Genomic DNA, 14,125 nt, shown 5'->3' with positions numbered 1-14,125 from the left:
GGGGTCATGATGAGCCCTTCGGTAGTTGTGCTTGACTACGGCTTTGGCAACGTTCGCAGCGCCGCCAAGGCTCTAGTCGAGGCTGGTGCCGAGGTTGACCTGACGGCAAATCCGGCCGCGGCCGAGGCCGCAGACGGCCTGGTGGTGCCCGGAGTCGGTGCCTTTGGCGCGGTCATGGCAGGTCTGAAAGCCGTCGATGCCCCCAGACTGATTGAACGCCGCCTGGCCGGGGGCCGGGCCGTGCTTGGGGTTTGTGTTGGTTTGCAGGTCATGTTCGATACGGGCCTAGAACACGGTCGGTTAACCCCAGGGCTGTCGCAATGGCCGGGCCGGGTCCGGCGCCTGCGAGCGCCGGTTGTACCTCATATGGGCTGGTCAAACGTGACGGTGCCGCCTAACTCCCGCCTGTTCGAGGGCATTGAAGACGAACGGTTCTATTTTGTCCATTCCTACGCTGCGGCCAAATTCCCCCTGGACCAAGACGCCAGCCACTACAAGGCACCGCTGGTTACTTGGGCCACCCATGGCCGGCGGTTTGTGGCGGCGGTCGAAAACGGTCCGCTTAGTGCCACCCAATTCCATCCGGAAAAGTCAGGCGCGGCCGGAATAAGACTGCTGCACAATTGGCTGACCAGCCTCAAATCGTAAGCCCTTGGGCTTGATGGTCCATTTAGGGACGTCCCAAGCAAAACCCGGCCCGGTGCTGCACCATTAAGGTAATGGCGGTCATATTTTCAGATCTGGGCTTCACTGCCCCTCCCATCAACGCTGAACACGGCGTTGACGGCCTGGATGTGTCTTCCCTCAGACTGGCAATGGTGGCTGCCTCCCAAACCTGGAAGGTCGACCTAAGACTGCCGCTAATTGGGGCCTTTGAAGCCCCGGCGGTATTTGACTCCTTGACCCAGCTGAATTATGGCCCTGGCCGGACGGTTCGAGCCCACATCAGCCTGGACCACCTAACCTGGGCCATGGGCGAAGGCCAAATTCGCCCGGCCACAATGAGCGACTATGAGGGGATCCATCGCCAAGCCATCGCCTTTTCCAATTTGGCGGTCGCCACCCCCAGCTCCATCAGTCCCGAACCGGTAGCCCTTATCAGAGTGCCAATGGCGCTGTTGGACGGCCGGGCCGTCCTACTGTGGGCAGCCGAACTGTGGCCCAGTTTTGTGGCCCGGCTTGACCTGTACCATCTCTTCGATCTGGCGGCCAAGATGACAACCGGTTTCGACCCAAAAGCGGCTCAGGTGCAGGTCGAGGTGATCATGCCGGTTCAGCGATTCGACTTCCAACGTGACATGACCGAGATCAACACAATGAACCAAGCCACCGGCGTTGAACTGCACCAACGCATCACTGCCCACCTCGACGCCGGCGGGCTCTGGGTCAACACCCCGGCCCATTTTGCCGGCCAGGATGCGGCTCAGACCAGCCGGACCGGCCACAAAGCTGACCCCACCGTAATTGGCGGCCTCGGCCCGATCCTGCTGTGGCTGACCGCTAGCGGCTCAACCATGCCCGTCGCCGTCGCCATCACCACAGCCCAGGCCTGGCCCTTGCGATAGGCGGCCGCCAGCTGCTGGCCTAAGTCCCTGCCGGCGCGTAGGATGGCCCGGCATGGTGACTGCGGCCCTTGTTGTGAGTTTGGATGCTAGTTGGGCCGAGCAGTTGACCACCGCGGCTGTGGCCAACGGACTGTGGCCAATGGAGCCTCAAGACCTAGTTGCCGGCCAATCATTTGTCACCCTAGCGGCCGGCCTACCCGGGGATGAAGTGGCCGCCGTGGTCGAAGGGGCCGTCGCCCGGGCGGCCTTACCACGCGGCGTGCTGGCCGTGGCCTGCGAGCCCTTCATCACGCCTCGGTCATTTATGGGCTATTCCGTCCACGTTATGACGCCCCATAATCAAGCTGCGGCCTGGCGTGATGTCGCCGGCCAGGCCGAGCTGTTGCTGGCGCCTGGTGAGCTCTGCCCGGTCAACGCCCAGGTTGGGCTTTGGGCCCGCGGCCAGATCGCCTCGGTTCTGGATCAATGGTTGTCCAGCGGTGTTTGGCTGCGGCGGGTGACCAACGACCTCGAGTTTGCCCAGGCCTTCAACCTGCGCTATGAGGTTTTTGTCGATGAACAACTGGTGCCGCCGGAAGAAGAACTCGACCCACTTGATGTCAGCTGTGAGCACGTTATTTTGACCGATTCCGGCGTGCTGGTTGGCACCGGCCGCCTGATCCGGCCACCTCGGTCCGGTGGCGTATGGCATTTGGGCCGGATCGCCGTGGCAGCCTCCCGGCGAGGCGAGCACCTGGGCCAAGCCATTGTTCACGGCTTGGAACAGCTGGCGGTAGGACTGACCAATGACGACAAGCCGGTGGTGGCCGAACTGGCGGCCCAGCAGCAGGCCGCCGGCTTTTACGAAAAGCTCGGCTACCAGCTTTTTGGCCCGGTCTTCCTTGACGGCGGCATTGAACACCGCCAAGCTCACAAGGTTTTGCGCGCCTGACCGGCATAGCCGGTTATGCCAAAGCTCGGTCTCGCGGCAAAGGGACTGTTCAGGGGCTTGGCGGGGACGGGTCTGTAAGTGAGGTGACCTGGGGTAGGCGACCTTCGCCATCGGGCACAGGAATGGCACCAAGCAGCGACCTGGTATAGGGGTGGGCCGGCTGCTCCCAGACCCGCTCAGTTGGCCCTTGTTCGACAATCTGGCCGGCGTACATCACCAGCAGGCGATCAGCAATCAACCGCACTACGGACAGGTCATGGGAGATAAACAGCAACGCCGCCCCCTGCTGAAGGGCCAGGGTTGACATCGGGTAGGCCACCCGGGCCTGGGTCGAGGCGTCAAGGGCGCTGATCGGCTCGTCGCCTATCAGTACATCCGGCTGGGCGGCCAGCGCCCGGGCGGTGGCGATGCGTTGGCGTTGGCCGCCGGAGAAGCTGCCCGGGAAACGGTTTTGGTCCTTGGGCTCAAGACCCACCGCCTCCATCCAAGCGCCAGGCGTAGTGGCGTTCGATTTCGCCCGTGGCCCACCGGCCAGGCCAGCCTTGACCCGCCGGCCGGCACAGTCCAGGCCGTCTTGGATCTGGGCACCAACCCGGCGGCGCGGGTTAAGCGACGAACCGGGATCTTGGAAGACCATCTGGATACCGGTCAGCTCCAGGCCGCGGCGGGCAATGCCAAGCGGCTTGACGGCTTGGCCGTGGTAGACAACTCGACCGGCGGAGGGTTTGACCAGGCCGGTCAGAACTTTGGCCATAGTTGATTTGCCGCAACCGGACTCGCCCACCAGGCCAACCACTTCGCCTTGGTGCAGTTCGAAACTGACCCCTTTGACCGCCTCGACGGGCGGGTGGCCCGGGTAGGTCACGGACACGTCTTTGACCTCGATAACCGGGGCGGCCGATGCCGCGTGGTCGGGGCTCACAGCGCGCTCCCCTCAGCCTTTGGGGCCTGGCCCGTATCGGATTGGTGCATACGTTCAAGATCCTGGCGCGAGGCCAACCCGCCTTTGGCGCCGGGCAGTGAGGCCAGCAGCTGGCGGGTATAGGGGTGAGCCGGTTCGGTGAAAACTTCGCGGCGCGGGCCGTTTTCAACCACTTGGCCGTGGCGCATGATGGCGACCGTGTCGGCTACTGAGCTCATCACGCCGAGGTCATGAGTAATGAACAACACAGCCAAACCCATTGTGTCGACCAGCTGGCGGATCAGGGCCAGCACGCCGGCTTGCACGGTGACATCCAGGGCGGTGGTCGGCTCATCAGCAATCAGGACTTTGGGTTCGCAGGCCAGCGCCATGGCGATGGCGATGCGTTGGCGCTGGCCGCCGGAGAATTCGTGGGGATAGCGCTGCAAAGTGGCCTGGCCACCGCGCAGGCCGACCCGGTCGAGGGCCTGTGCCGCCCGTTCCATTGCGGTGGCTTTGGAGACCTTGAGGTGGAAGCGGACGTGGTCGGTCAGTTGGGAACCCACTGTTAGCTGTGGGTGTAGGGAGGTTGAAGGGTCTTGGAAAACCATGCCGATGTGGCGGCCACGCACCTGGTTCAGGGCTGAACCTTTGATCTGAAGTAGGTCGGTATCCTCCAGCCAAATGTGGCCGGAAACCTCAGAGCGGCGCGGTTCTAGGCCCAGTACCGTCAGCCCGGTGATGGTTTTGCCGCTACCCGATTCACCAGCCAGGCCGTGTACTGACCCGGCGCTGACCTCGATCGAGACCTGATCGAGGATTGGGCTGAGGCCGTCTTCATGCCGGATTGACAAACTCAGCTGGTCAATGCGCAGCACTGGGGCGGGCTTGGTTTTGGCCGTCATGCCTTGGCCACCCCCGGATCGAGTCCGTCGCGCAGAGCGTCGCCAATAATGTTGAAGGCCATTACCACCGACAACAGGGCCAGGCCAGGGAACAGACCCAGCCACCACTTGTCGAAGTTGTCAACGGCTGCCCCAATCATCGAACCCCATTCAGGGGTGGGTGGCTTTGTGCCCAGGCCAAGAAAGGACAGGCCAGATAGCAGCAACGCGGCCGTGCCAATGTCTAAGGTCGCCATGACCAAGGTAGGACCGGCCACATTGGGCAGTATGTCGGTTCTGATTGACCGGGCAGCGGTGAAACCAAGCAGCCGACCACTAGCGACATAATCTCCACCCCGTAGGGACAGAACCATTGAACGCACCACGCGGGCATAGGGCGGCCAGGACACCACCAGTGCGGCCAGCACCGCGTTGAACATTGAGGCCCCGAGCGCGGCCGCTGTCACCATGGCCAAAATCACGGTAGGGAAGGCTAGGACCAGGTCGGTGAAGCGCATGATGGTTTCATCGACCCAGCGGCCAAAAAAGCCGGCCACCAAACCAAGCAGCGACCCAAGCAGCATCGACATGCAGACCAGAAGCAAGGCCAAGGCGATGGTCACTCTGGCCCCGGCCAGGATCCGGGAGAACACATCCCGACCCAGGTCATCGGTTCCCAGCCAGGTCTCGGCGCCCGGCGGGGCGAAGCGTGGCAAGTCCTGGGCCAAGGGGTCAAATGGCGCCACCGACGGCCCTATCACCACGATGACTAGCCAAGCCAGGGCCACCAGGACCGCGATCAAACCCAGCGGCTGGCGCATACCAGGTGGCAGGGCCCGCCACAGCCGCTGCTCGCAGCACGTATTTGAAAAAGACGGTGCGTCCCGGCAGCCCCTTGGCCTTGGCGGCCCGGACATAGTCTTGGTCCAGAATCTCCAGAATCGAGGTCCGCGAGAACCGGGTCAGCAAGCCGACCGTGTACAGAGTCAAAACCAATGTGGGCAGGATCAGGTGGGCAGAGGCGTCAACAAAGGTGCGCATATCGCCGGCCAGCAGCGAATCGACCGTGTACATACCGGTGACCTTGGGGGGCGAAGCGGTGCCGGGCGATAACCGACCCGAGCCGGGGGCCCATTGCAATTTGTAGTAAAAGACAAAAAAGCTGACAATGGCCATCCAGAATGTCGGCACAGAGATGCCCACCAGAGAAATCAACCGCAGAAGCTGATCGGTTAGCCTGCCTCGGTGGTAGGCCGAGAGCGCACCGAAAGTGATACCAATCAGGGCGGCGCAAACAATTGCCCCAAAAGCGATTTCCATGGTGTCTGGTACGGCTTTGGCTAGGTCGTCGCGCACCGGGTTGTGGGTTTGCCAGGACCGGCCCAAATCAAGATGAACCAGCCGGCCCAGGTAGGCCGCGTACTGAGCCGGCAGTGGCTTATCTAAGCCGTTCTCGGCCCTGAAGCGGGCCACTGTGGCCGGATCGTCGGCCGCCCGCTGGCCCAAGGCGGCTGCCACCGGGTCACCGGGCACCAGGTTAGTCAGGGAGAAAGTTACCAGCGTCATGCCGAACAGCAGGCCAACGGCAATGATCAGCCGTTTGGCGAGGTAGCGCAGCAGGACGGCGCGTGAGCGCCGGCCCCTAGCTGAGCGCGCCCGGCTGGGCCCGCCATCAGCCGGCTGGGCCGGCGTCACTTTGGACTGGTTAGTTTGCGACTGTGAGTCCTGCGACATTTATCAGCCATACCGGGTTGTAGTAGACGCGGCCCACCGAAGGCTGATAGGCCACGTTTGATCCGGGCTGAAGCAGAGGCACAAACGGGGATTCAGCGTTCATCTTCTGGGTCGCCGGCTTGACGTTGCGCAAGATGACCTTCTGGTAGGTCGGGGTTTGCGGTCCGTTGTACTCAGTGTTGAGCACCAGCACGGCCTCGGAGGCCTGATCCAGCTTTTCCAGGATGTATGGCCCAGAGCCGGCCGAGGTCTGATTCAGGAAATCCTCAGCCGTATCAGTGGTATCAGCCGAACCGCCGTTTTCCTGCACCACCTTGGAGTTGACAATGCCGCAGGACGGCGTGGCCAAGATGGCCGGTAGGGCCGGCAAAGGCTCTTCGGAAGTCAGCCTCAAGGTGTTGTCGCCGGTCTTTTCTACCGTCACGCCTTCCAGCAAGAATGACGGCACCCCTTCTAGGCCCTGCAAACGCTGCAAGGAAAAGACTGCGTCATCTACAGTCACCGGGGCGGTGAATTAGTCGCCTCAATGGTGCCGAACCATCGCCGTCAATGATTCACCGGCCCTCTTTGACCCGATAGCCAATGTGGCATGGTTGTCCAATGGACTCTTCCGGTGCCCTGGCCACCCACCCGGATTCAGGTCAGGCCCATTTGGCGAGCGCCTTTGGCAGCCGCCTGCTGACTTCCCCAACGCAACTGGCCGGCATCGGCCGGGACGCCTCTCACTACCTGCTGGAACCCAAGGCCGTGCTCAAGGCGGCCGATGCCGGGCAGGTCGCCTTGGCCATGCGCCTGGCCGCAGAGCACGGCATGGGTTTGACTTTCCGATCTGGCGGAACCTCGCTCAGTGGGCAGGCTTCCTCCGATGGTCTTCTGGTAGACGTACGCCAGGCCTTTAGGCAGGTCAACGTGCTGGCCGAGGGACTCCAGGTGGCCTGCGGCCCAGGAGTGACGGTTGGCGCGGTCAACGCCGCCTTGGCCAAATATGGTCGGATGCTGGGCCCTGACCCGGCCTCTAAGGTGGCGGCCACGATTGGCGGGGTGGTGGCCAACAACGCTTCCGGCATGGCCTGCGGTACCCAATTCAACACCTACGCCACTTTGGCTTCGATGGAGTTTGTCCTGCCCAGCGGCACTACGGTCGATTCAGCGGCGGTGGACGCTGATGACCGGCTGCGTCAAAGCGAACCGGCGCTATATGCCGGCCTGGCCGCCTTGCGTGACCAGGTGCGCGCCGACCCGGTAGCCATGGCCAAAATCGCGGCCCAGTACGCCATGAAAAACACCATGGGTTACGGCATCAACTCGCTAGTTGACTTTGACCGGCCAGTTGACATCTTGACCCACCTAATGATCGGTTCGGAAGGCACCTTGGGGTTTGTCGCCGGCGCCACCTTTAACACTGTCGAAGTGCCCCGGCATGTCGCCACGGCCCTGTTGGTTTTCCCCCATTTGGAGGCCGCCACCGACGCTCTGGCCCAATTGCTGGCGGCCGGGGCCAAGGTTTTGGAGCTGATGGACCCAACCTCGGTGGCCGCCGCCCAGGCCGCGGCCGCACCCGGCGATCCGATCTTGGACTTCCACGGTCCTGGCCAAACCGCGCTGCTAGTTGAGTTGCGTTCTGGCCAAGGCGAAGAGCTGGCCCAGAACCTGGCGGATATGCGCGCCTTGCTGCCCAAACTGGGGCTGGTCCGCCCGTCCAGTTTCGCCATTGAAACCAAGGACAGGGCCCTGCTCTGGGCCAGCCGAAACGGGCTGTACACGGCGGTGGCCGGGGCGCGACCGCCGGGCACCACGGCCCTGCTGGAGGATATCGCCGTACCGGTCAGTGCTCTGTCCGGCACCTGCCACCATTTGGCTCAGCTTTTCCGCCAAAACGAACTGGCTGACGGCGTCATTTTTGGGCACGCCAAAGACGGCAATATCCACTTCATGGTCACCCTCGACTTGGCCCAGGCCGTTCAGTTGAGACGCTTCGAGGCCTTTACTGACCAGATGGTCGACTTGGTCTTGGATGCCGGCGGCACCCTCAAAGCCGAACATGGCACCGGCCGGATCATGGCCCCGTTTGTGCGGCGGCAATTCGGTGACCGCCTCTACGAAGTGATGGGCCGAATAAAGCAGCTCTGCGATCCGGGTGGACTGCTTGGCCCCGGCGTGGTGATCAACGCCGATGCCCGGGCCCACCTAAACCACATCAAGGTCACCCCGGTGCTAGACGAGGCCTTCGATCGCTGCGTCGAATGCGGTTACTGTGAGCCGACCTGCGCCTCACGCGATCTGACCACTACGCCACGCCAGCGCATCGCCCTGTTGCGGCAAATCGCTACCCTGCCGCCGGATCAGGCCGAGGCCATGGCCAGGGACTTCGACTATCAGGGTGTCGACACCTGCGCGGCCGATTCGCTTTGCCTGGTGGCCTGTCCGGTCAACATTGACACCGGCCACATCATCGAGGCGATGCGGGTGGAAAGGCACTCCTCGCCGGTGGTTCAGCTATTGGGCCGGTTGGCGGCCCGGCATTGGCGGGCGGTTGTGGCGTTGCTGCGCTTAGGTCTCCACCTGGCTGGCGTTTTGCCCAGCCGGTTGCTCCAGGCCGTCACCCGGGCCGCTCGCCGGGTCCTGCCCCAAGACTGGATTCCGCAAGTCGGTCAAGACTTGCCCCGGCCCGGCCCGCCCCGCCGCCGCTCCCGCCAGCCACACCAATCACGCCAGTCCGAGCTTTGGCATGATGCCAAAGCCCAACCTCGCGGGATAGGGGCGGACCAACGTTCGGTCAGCGCCAAAACCAGCCCGCCCGAATTGAGGGGCGGGGCGGGGATCGTTGTCAGGGATTGGCTCCGGGCATTTGTCTTTGGCAATGCCAAGGCATTGCCCCAAGACAAGGCGCGAGACAACGCTCCGGGCCCCGCCCCGGCCTTTCTTGCCGAAGCTCAACCTGGCGAGTTAGGGGTTTGGCATGAGCCTGAGGATCGGCATGAGGCTGCCGTGTTCTTTTCGACCTGCATCAACTCTTTGTTTGCGCCATCTGGTGCCGGGCCGGGAGTGGGCGGCGCCCTGCGCCAGCTGGCCGCCATGGCCGGTGTCGAATTGATAATGCCTGAGCACATCGAGGACCTTTGTTGCGGCACGGTCTGGCAGTCAAAGGGTCTGGTCAGTGGCCAGCGCGAGATGGCCAGACGGGTCTTTGGCGTGTTATGGCGGGCCAGCGGGCAGGGCCGGTGGCCAGTGGTGGCGGACGCCGCCAGTTGCACCAAAACCCTGACCTCCTTGCCCGCCGCCCTGCCGGTGGCGCAGGCCGAATTGGCCCAGCGCCTCAAAGTGATTGATGCCACTTCTTACGTTCGCAAACATTTGGCCAGCCGACTGGTGGTTCCCCAGCCTTTGGCGGCAATCGCGGTCCACCCAACCTGCTCAACAGTCCACCTAGGTGCTGTCGATGACCTAGTGGCCCTGGCTGAGATGGCGGCCGAGACTGTCTTTGTGCCGCCCACTTGGGGTTGCTGTGGCTTCGCTGGCGATAGGGGCATGTTGCATCCTGAACTGACAGCCAGCGCCACTGGCCCCGAAGCCCAAGCCATTGCCCAAGCCGAAGCTGAAAGGGCCAAGGCGGCAGGCGGCATCGGCCAATTCGACGCCTATGTCACTGCCAACCGGACCTGCGAAATTGGCATCAGCCGGGCCACTGGGCGGACCTACCGCCACGTGCTAGAAGTGCTAGCAGAGGTAGCCCGGCCGGGCTGGTAGACCGCCGGCAATCGCTGGACTAGCCGAGGTCAACGTCGCTTCAGTCAGTAGCCCCGGGACGAATCGGCCACGCCAGCGCCCTTGACCGCCTCAATGAACTCGGTGTGAGTCATGGGCTTGGAGAACATGGGATAGTCGAATTTGACGGCGTTGTCATGCTCTTCATGCGAAGTCCCGGCCACGCAATCGGTCAAAGTAATGACCTCGAATCCGCGCTCGTAGGCTGAACGCATCGTCGACTCGACGCAGCAATTGGTTAACAAGCCGGCCAAGGCGATCGTTTCAATGCCCTTCGAGCGCAAAATGAAGTCAATGTTGGTTGAACCAAAGGCGTCCAGGCCGCGTTTGCCTTCAAGCACAATGTCAGCCGCATCTGGGGTCAGGTCGTCGACGATCTGCGAACCCCATTCGCCTTTGACAAATGCGGTGGCGCCAACCACACCGGCCAAAATGCCGTAAGGGTGGGCGTTGATCTCGCAATAGCCTGGGGCAAAGCTGATCGGTGAGTGGACCACCTGAACGCCTAAAGGTCGCACGGCCGCCACCATGGCGACCGTGTTGGCTAGCATGTTCGAGCGTTCCATCGACGCTTTGACGGCATCATGCAGGGCACCGCCGGGCGAGGTGAAGTCGTTTTGGAATTCGATTAGGACCAGAGCGGTCGAGTTCGGTCGCATTACAGTCTCCTAATGCTGAGGTTTGGCTGAGACAAGTATCAACCCAAGCCTCGTCCCGGGCAAGCCGGCAGGGCGGTACCGGCCATGCCCCTAACCTCAACTGCTAGAGATGGTGGCGCTCGAGGAAGTTCGAGATGTCCCTGGCCCAGATATCGCCTTGGGCTGGCGAGATGACATGGCCACAATGTGGGTATTCAATCATTTCTGACTTGGGCATCAGGGTCGAAAGCTCACGTTGGGTCTGAGGTAGGACCAGCTGGTCTTCGCCCGCCACGATAACTAAGGTGGGCAACCCGATCGACCTGAGGACCTGGGCAAGGTCGACCGAGGCCGCAACTGCCAGTTGCTGGCCCGAACCTGGCTGAATGCCTTGGGCCAATTGGGCCACGCGGGCTTCACGGCTGCGCACCTCATCCGGATCGGGGTGAACACCTGGGCCCACCCGGCCTGCCAGCAACCGGCCAATCGCGCTGAAGTCACCACCTGCCAGCAGAGCCTGGTACATCAAGGAAAAGGCCCTGAATTGCCTATCGACGTGGGCAAAACCACAGGTCAAGATGAGACCGGTGACTCGGTCTGGATGGCGCGAGGCGGCCGTGACGGCTACCGCGGCGCCCAGGGAGTAGCCCAAAACTGGGAAGGTCACTTCGCCGGCCGCACCGGCCGCGTCGACCAGGGAATCAGCCAGAAGGTCCAGGGTCAGCGGCTGGCCAATCAACGGGTTGCGGCCCGATCCGGGGTAGTCGTAGCCAACCAGCCGGCGAGTGCCTTTGAGTCTTTGGATCAGGTGACCAAAATCACCGCGCACCCTGCCACCGGCACCATGCGCCAAGACCAAGGGCCGGCCCTGACCAACCTGGGTAATGGCATCTAGGTTCACCACGACTGCGAGCCTAAACCACGCGCGCCGCTGGGATGGCGCCTGTCAGTATTCTCCCAGGGCTCAGCCCCGCCCACTTAGGCCACTTAGGCTGCTAAGTGCCAGGAGTCAACCTCCCCAAGGACAACGAGCCAGATACCCCTATACAGGCGAGAGGCGTCCAGCAATGGACCGGCAAACCAAATCAATGCCGCCCGCGGCCAGTTCGGGGAAGAGTGATGGTTCGGTTACTTCGAACTCGAGCACCACTGGCTCGCCATCCTCGGCCTCAACCAGGTCGACGCGGGCATACAAGAACGGCTTGAGCGGATTGCCCAGAGTATCCATGGCGGCGGCCACAGCCCGGTTGGCAATATCTAGCTCTTTGTCGCTTGGCTGATAGCCGCCATCAAGGTGCTCACGCTGGTAAAGCCGGTCGGTGGCTTCTTGCGGACCGTGCAGCATGGCGCCCTTACGGACGGCGTAGGCGAATTTGTTGTCGAGGAAGACCATCGACACCTCGCCTAGGGCATCAACCGAAGGAATGTAACGCTGAACCAAAACCGAATGGCCCTCACTGAGCAAGTTGCGGGCGTGAGTAATGGCTCGCCCGCGCAGGTAGGGGTCATTGGCCGTGTAACGACCGGCCCCAATGGCGCCAGCGGCAATGGCCGGTTTGAGCACAAAGTCGCCTCCAGCCGGGAAGCGGGTGTGCATGGCCCGGCCGGTGTTTTCACCATCCGGCTCCAGCCACAACGTCCTAATAATCCTGACGCCACGTTTGTCGAGGTCTTGCAGGTAATGCTTGTCCGTGTTCCATTCCAGCACCGCTGCCGGGTTGGCTAGACGGGGCACAGACTTGGCCCAGTCCAGGAACTCGCTCCGGCGGCCGGGGTAGTCCCAGGTGGAGCGGACAACCGACAAGGCGAAAGAATCCCAGTCAACTGCTGGGTCATCCCAGACGGCCGGCTGGGCATCAACCCCCATTGAGCGCAGGCGCGGAACCAGCACCGAGTCGTAAGCATCTAGATCGGGGAACTGACTGCAAGTAACCAGGGCTACCCTGGGGTCTTGGGACATTGCGTACCTCACCTCGCGAAGGATCGTTAGCCGTTCTAATCCTAGGGCGGATCACCTCACTTAGCGCGGGACAGCCTAGACAACTCACGGGATTTGGGACTCGGGGACTGGTCATTGGGATCACACCTCAGGCGCCGCTCTGGGCTGGCTCACCGCGCCGGCGGCGCGGCGCCAGCCGCTGGTCGCCTTTCCCGGCTACAGCGAAGCTGGCCGGTGGGCTGGTTGTCGCCGGCCGGCATCGGGCATGAGCAAAAGCCGGCCCAAATTGACAACGGCAAATTGGCGACATAGCCTCAAAAGCAAGAGGTGGCCGCCCCCCGCCACACGGTTTTTCCCCCTACTTGAGGCAACTGATCCGTCCTAATGTTTGACGCGGCCAACACCACTGTCCTGTCCCACCGACAACCTGCAAAAGAGCTGCGGCCGGCCTCGGCGCCAAGTTCGGGGCCAACAGCCAACCAGCCCAAGAGAATCACAATTGGCACTGAGCTGTCCCCCGCGGTGTCGCGCTACCCCTCCCGGATTGAGGACCAAGACGACGAGCGCCGGGCCGAGGCCATCAACCTTGGCGGCTTAGCCCGGCTGGCCCGCACGGCCCAACGCGGGCTGGTTGATTTTGTGGCGTTGGACGACACGGCCATGGGCAACCCGCCCTATTCGGCCCGCCGGCGCGGCGCCTTGGACGCCGTTCGGCTGGCCACACGCCTGGCCAAAGCCACAGAGGGCATCCAGCTACTACCGGCCGTCAACGCCTCACGAGCCGAGGCCTCCTCGCTGGTACCGGCCCTTGTGGAGTTGGAGGTGGCCAGCGAGGGCCGCCATGCCTGGGAATTGGTTCTGCCGGAACTAACACCTGCGGCCGGCCAACAGTCAACTGAGGTGCTAGCGGCCACCGTCGAAGACACTTGGTCTGACTCGCCGGCCCTAACCGCCACCGCCGCCTCGGCCAGGGCCTTGCGCCAGCAGCGACTGGGTGAGGCCGCTGGCTCGGCCGCCTTTTCGGCCCCACCAACACTGGTCATGCGGGCCAACGACGACTACGCCATCGGCCTGGCTGCTAGGCAGGCCAGCGTGGTCCGTACCCAAGTGGTCAACAAGGCCGACGCGGCCAAGCAGCGCCGTGACCTGCGCGCCCTCGCGGCCGATGCCGGACGCAACCCCGATGACCTTAAAACCTTGGTGGACCTGTCGATCACCCTCTCGACCGAATCTGGTCTAGCCGAGGCCCGCAAAGACCTGGCCGAAGAGATGACTGGGGTCGAGCTGGGTGACGGTCAGGCCCGCTTTGTGGGCCACCCCGACGACTTGGCCGAGTTCTGCGTCGATTGGGTGCAGGACGAAGCCTGCGACGGTTTCACTGTCAGGCCAACTTCGCTACCGATCGACCTGCGACTGATGGTCGACATGGTCATCCCGGCCTTGCAGACGGCCGGCCATATCGCCTCAACTTACAGCCGGTCTTCGCCCCACTTGACGGCGCCTCGCGCCGTGCCAGTGCCGCAAGCTTCAGCCCCACTTGCTCTTTCTGCCAACCCTGAGGACTACTGGGATTAGGGCTCCGGGTGGTGCTCCTCGGCCCTACAGGCCTCGTCAACTTCTTCGTCGGCCTCGACCAACCGAGCTGGCTCGTTGGCGCTCGGCTCTCCTCGAAGTGCGCCATCAGGGACTCGAACCCCGAACCCGCTGGTTAAGAGCCAGCTGCTCTGCCAATTGAGCTAATGGCGCGCGGTGAAACAGTGTAGCAGCG

The 14,125-nt window shown here is 63.0% G+C and carries 13 protein-coding genes and 1 tRNA gene; 5 read left to right on the top strand and 9 right to left on the bottom strand.

From position 1 onward, the window contains the following. Positions 1-6: 6 nt before the first annotated feature. From hisH to FWD29_08420, 3 genes are all read left to right on the top strand, one after another. Positions 7-648 (top strand): imidazole glycerol phosphate synthase subunit HisH, encoded by a 642-nt coding sequence (gene hisH / locus FWD29_08430; protein ID MCL2803955.1) that lies wholly within the window; start codon positions 7-9, stop codon positions 646-648. A 71-nt stretch (positions 649-719) separates the two neighbouring features. Beyond that, positions 720-1,565, top strand: a complete 846-nt coding sequence (locus tag FWD29_08425) for a hypothetical protein (GenBank protein ID MCL2803954.1) — start codon at positions 720-722, stop codon at positions 1,563-1,565. Positions 1,566-1,617: 52 nt separating this feature from the next. Next, entirely contained in the window at positions 1,618-2,496 is an 879-nt protein-coding gene (locus FWD29_08420; protein MCL2803953.1) for a GNAT family N-acetyltransferase, read from the top strand. 49 nt (positions 2,497-2,545) lie between these two features. Here FWD29_08420 and FWD29_08415 read toward each other — a convergent pair whose 3' ends face one another. The 5 genes from FWD29_08415 to FWD29_08395 are packed head-to-tail and all read right to left on the bottom strand — an operon-like array spanning position 2,546 to position 6,517. Continuing rightward, on the bottom strand, positions 2,546-3,418 hold the full coding sequence (locus tag FWD29_08415) for an ATP-binding cassette domain-containing protein (GenBank protein MCL2803952.1): 873 nt from the start codon (positions 3,416-3,418) through the stop codon (positions 2,546-2,548). Continuing rightward, complete coding sequence (locus tag FWD29_08410) at positions 3,415-4,302, bottom strand: ABC transporter ATP-binding protein (protein ID MCL2803951.1); 888 nt, start codon at positions 4,300-4,302, stop codon at positions 3,415-3,417. The genes FWD29_08415 and FWD29_08410 overlap by 4 nt, the downstream gene beginning before the upstream one ends. Then, a complete protein-coding gene (locus FWD29_08405; GenBank protein ID MCL2803950.1) occupies positions 4,299-5,027 on the bottom strand; it encodes an ABC transporter permease subunit in 729 nt (242 codons plus the stop codon). Before FWD29_08405 ends, FWD29_08410 begins: the two co-directional genes overlap by 4 nt. Beyond that, positions 5,014-6,015 (bottom strand): ABC transporter permease, encoded by a 1,002-nt coding sequence (locus FWD29_08400; protein MCL2803949.1) that lies wholly within the window; start codon positions 6,013-6,015, stop codon positions 5,014-5,016. The genes FWD29_08405 and FWD29_08400 overlap by 14 nt, the downstream gene beginning before the upstream one ends. Further along, positions 5,987-6,517 carry an ABC transporter substrate-binding protein gene (locus FWD29_08395; GenBank protein ID MCL2803948.1) on the bottom strand — a complete coding sequence of 177 codons (531 nt, stop codon included), beginning with the start codon at positions 6,515-6,517 and terminating at the stop codon, positions 5,987-5,989. The genes FWD29_08400 and FWD29_08395 overlap by 29 nt, the downstream gene beginning before the upstream one ends. Positions 6,518-6,615: 98 nt before the next feature. Between FWD29_08395 and FWD29_08390 the strand changes: the two genes are divergently transcribed. Continuing rightward, positions 6,616-9,762: an FAD-binding oxidoreductase gene (locus FWD29_08390; protein ID MCL2803947.1), complete on the top strand. Its 3,147-nt coding sequence runs from the start codon at positions 6,616-6,618 to the stop codon at positions 9,760-9,762. Positions 9,763-9,806: 44 nt separating this feature from the next. Here the strand turns inward: FWD29_08390 and FWD29_08385 are convergent, their stop codons facing one another. The 3 genes from FWD29_08385 to FWD29_08375 all read right to left on the bottom strand — a co-directional run bounded on the left by FWD29_08385 (position 9,807) and on the right by FWD29_08375 (position 12,378). Continuing rightward, on the bottom strand, positions 9,807-10,439 hold the full coding sequence (locus FWD29_08385) for a cysteine hydrolase (protein ID MCL2803946.1): 633 nt from the start codon (positions 10,437-10,439) through the stop codon (positions 9,807-9,809). A 103-nt stretch (positions 10,440-10,542) separates the two neighbouring features. After that, positions 10,543-11,322 carry an alpha/beta hydrolase gene (locus tag FWD29_08380; GenBank protein MCL2803945.1) on the bottom strand — a complete coding sequence of 260 codons (780 nt, stop codon included), beginning with the start codon at positions 11,320-11,322 and terminating at the stop codon, positions 10,543-10,545. A 138-nt stretch (positions 11,323-11,460) separates the two neighbouring features. Next, positions 11,461-12,378 carry a hypothetical protein gene (locus tag FWD29_08375; protein ID MCL2803944.1) on the bottom strand — a complete coding sequence of 306 codons (918 nt, stop codon included), beginning with the start codon at positions 12,376-12,378 and terminating at the stop codon, positions 11,461-11,463. Positions 12,379-12,741: 363 nt separating this feature from the next. Between FWD29_08375 and FWD29_08370 the strand changes: the two genes are divergently transcribed. Then, positions 12,742-13,932 carry an LLM class flavin-dependent oxidoreductase gene (locus tag FWD29_08370; GenBank protein ID MCL2803943.1) on the top strand — a complete coding sequence of 397 codons (1,191 nt, stop codon included), beginning with the start codon at positions 12,742-12,744 and terminating at the stop codon, positions 13,930-13,932. A gap of 98 nt (positions 13,933-14,030) precedes the next feature. On the opposite strand, the gene FWD29_08365 is transcribed toward FWD29_08370, so the two are convergent. Continuing rightward, positions 14,031-14,103, bottom strand: a tRNA-Lys gene (locus tag FWD29_08365). Positions 14,104-14,125 lie beyond the last annotated feature (22 nt).

This window comes from Micrococcales bacterium (assembly GCA_009784895.1).
Classification (GTDB): Bacteria; Actinomycetota; Actinomycetes; order Actinomycetales; family WQXJ01; genus WQXJ01.
This window is presented reverse-complemented; position numbering and strand designations above follow the sequence as displayed.

What these genes read in the sequence shown, in the direction of transcription:
- hisH (MCL2803955.1), top strand. Translation starts at nt 7, where the DNA reads ATGATGAGCCCTTCGGTAGTTGTGCTTGACTACGGCTTTGGCAACGTT.
- FWD29_08425 (MCL2803954.1), top strand. Translation starts at nt 720, where the DNA reads ATGGCGGTCATATTTTCAGATCTGGGCTTCACTGCCCCTCCCATCAAC.
- FWD29_08420 (MCL2803953.1), top strand. Translation starts at nt 1,618, where the DNA reads ATGGTGACTGCGGCCCTTGTTGTGAGTTTGGATGCTAGTTGGGCCGAG.
- FWD29_08410 (MCL2803951.1), bottom strand. Translation starts at nt 4,302, where the DNA reads ATGACGGCCAAAACCAAGCCCGCCCCAGTGCTGCGCATTGACCAGCTG.
- FWD29_08400 (MCL2803949.1), bottom strand. Translation starts at nt 6,015, where the DNA reads ATGTCGCAGGACTCACAGTCGCAAACTAACCAGTCCAAAGTGACGCCG.
- FWD29_08390 (MCL2803947.1), top strand. Translation starts at nt 6,616, where the DNA reads ATGGACTCTTCCGGTGCCCTGGCCACCCACCCGGATTCAGGTCAGGCC.
- FWD29_08385 (MCL2803946.1), bottom strand. Translation starts at nt 10,439, where the DNA reads ATGCGACCGAACTCGACCGCTCTGGTCCTAATCGAATTCCAAAACGAC.
- FWD29_08375 (MCL2803944.1), bottom strand. Translation starts at nt 12,378, where the DNA reads ATGTCCCAAGACCCCAGGGTAGCCCTGGTTACTTGCAGTCAGTTCCCC.
- FWD29_08370 (MCL2803943.1), top strand. Translation starts at nt 12,742, where the DNA reads ATGTTTGACGCGGCCAACACCACTGTCCTGTCCCACCGACAACCTGCA.